At 63.4% G+C, this 1,673-nt stretch carries 1 protein-coding gene and 2 pseudogenes; all 3 read left to right on the top strand.

The window, feature by feature from the left end; translation table 11 throughout:
• Nucleotides 1–159, top strand: a pseudogene (locus DIE03_RS37965) (aspartate aminotransferase family protein); the annotation flags it as partial.
• 62 nt (nucleotides 160–221) lie between these two features.
• On the top strand, nucleotides 222–1,337 hold the full coding sequence (locus tag DIE03_RS37960; RefSeq protein ID WP_124457138.1) for a polyamine ABC transporter substrate-binding protein: 1,116 nt from the start codon (nucleotides 222–224) through the stop codon (nucleotides 1,335–1,337).
• A 186-nt stretch (nucleotides 1,338–1,523) separates the two neighbouring features.
• Nucleotides 1,524–1,673, top strand: a pseudogene (locus DIE03_RS37955) (polyamine ABC transporter ATP-binding protein); the annotation flags it as partial.

Below are 1,673 nucleotides of genomic sequence, written 5' to 3'. Positions count from 1 at the left end.
CGCGACTTCTGCTTCAACGGCAACCTGATCATGCGCGCGACCGGCGACCGGATGCTGCTGTCGCCGCCGCTCGTGATCACGCGCCAGGAAATCGATGAACTCGTGTCGAAGGCAAAGAAGGCCGTCGACGCAACCGCCCAGCAACTGGGTATTTCGTAACGGCTTTGCCTACAGGCGTGCGGCGGGCGCCGCACGCCGCCATAACCCAAGGGAATTCCACCATGCGTGCCTGCTTTCTTCGCCAAGCCTGTTCAGTTGCCGCCCTTGCCGCCGCGGCAGCGTTCACGTCAGTCGCCAGTCCGTCGGCGCATGCCGAGGACCTGAACGTCTACAACTGGTCCGACTACATCGCACCGGACACGATCCCGAACTTCCAGAAGCAGACGGGCATCCACGTCAAGTACGACAACTACGACAGCGACGACACGCTTCAGGCGAAGCTGCTGGCCGGCAGTTCGGGTTACGACATCGTCGTGCCGACGTCGAACTACATGGCCAAGCAGATCCAGGCCGGCGTGTACCAGAAGCTCGACAAGTCGAAGATTCCGAACCTCGCGAACCTCGATCCGCTGCTGATGAAGATGATTGCCGATGCCGATCCGGGCAACCAGTACGGCGTCCCCTGGGCCTACGGCACGGACGGCATCGGCTACAACGCGCAGGCGGTGAAGAAGGCGCTCGGCGACAAGGCGCCGGTCGACAGCTGGGCACTCGTGTTCGATCCGGCCAACATGGAGAAGCTGAAGAGCTGCGGCGTGTCGTTCCTCGACCAGGCCGTCGACGTGTTTGCCGCCACGCTGCAATACATGGGCAAGGATCCCAACAGCAAGAACCCCGGCGACTACCAGGCTGCGTTCGAAGTCCTGAAGAAAGTCCGCCCGTACATCACCCAGTTCAACTCGTCCGGCTACATCAACGACCTCGCGAACAACGACGTGTGCGTCGTGCTCGGCTGGTCGGGCGACGTCGGCATCGCGCACCGCCGCTCGTCGGAAGCGAAACGTTCGTACGACATCAAGTTCTCGAACCCGAAGGAAGGCGGCCTGCTGTGGTTCGACGTGATGGTGATCCCGAAGGATGCACCGCACCCCGAAGCCGCACTGAAGTGGATCAACTACGTGTCCGATCCGAAGGTCAATGCAGCGATCACCAACACGGTGTTCTACCCGACCGCGAACAAGGCCGCACACCAGTTCGTCACGCCGGCCGTCGCGCAGGATCCGACCGTCTACCCGCCTGAAGACGTGCTGAAGAAGATGGTGCTGATGAAGCCGATGCCGGCCGACATCCTGCGCCTCGAGAACCGTCTGTGGGCCCAGCTGAAGACGGGCCACTGATCGTCATGCATCACGGCGGCGCAGGCATCGCTTCACGCCTGCCCGCCCGAGATTCGCGGACCTCCGTCCGCCCGCGCGCGCCGCGCGCACTGTTCCATCCGGCACGAGCCGTCGTCCGCGAGTCGCGTTGCGCCTCGTGCGGGGACGCTCACGCCCGCAATCCGTGAAGAACGAATGGTGACTCCCATGCAATCGATACCCTCTTCCGCTGCTGCACGACAGGCTCAACCGGCCGCCGCGGCCCGCCCGCAAAACGACGCGTTCGTCCGCATCGAGAACGTCGTGAAGAAGTTCGGCGACAGCACGGCCGTCGACAACGTGAACCTGACGATCGCG

It is taken from the genome of Burkholderia sp. Bp8992 (assembly GCF_003853705.1).
In the GTDB taxonomy this organism is placed as follows: domain Bacteria; phylum Pseudomonadota; class Gammaproteobacteria; order Burkholderiales; family Burkholderiaceae; genus Burkholderia.
The sequence above is the reverse complement of the archived record's forward strand: the minus strand, read 5'-3'. Positions and strand labels throughout refer to the sequence as shown.

Coding starts and splice junctions, on each gene's coding strand:
- DIE03_RS37960 (WP_124457138.1), top strand. CDS start 222: ATGCGTGCCTGCTTTCTTCGCCAAGCCTGTTCAGTTGCCGCCCTTGCC.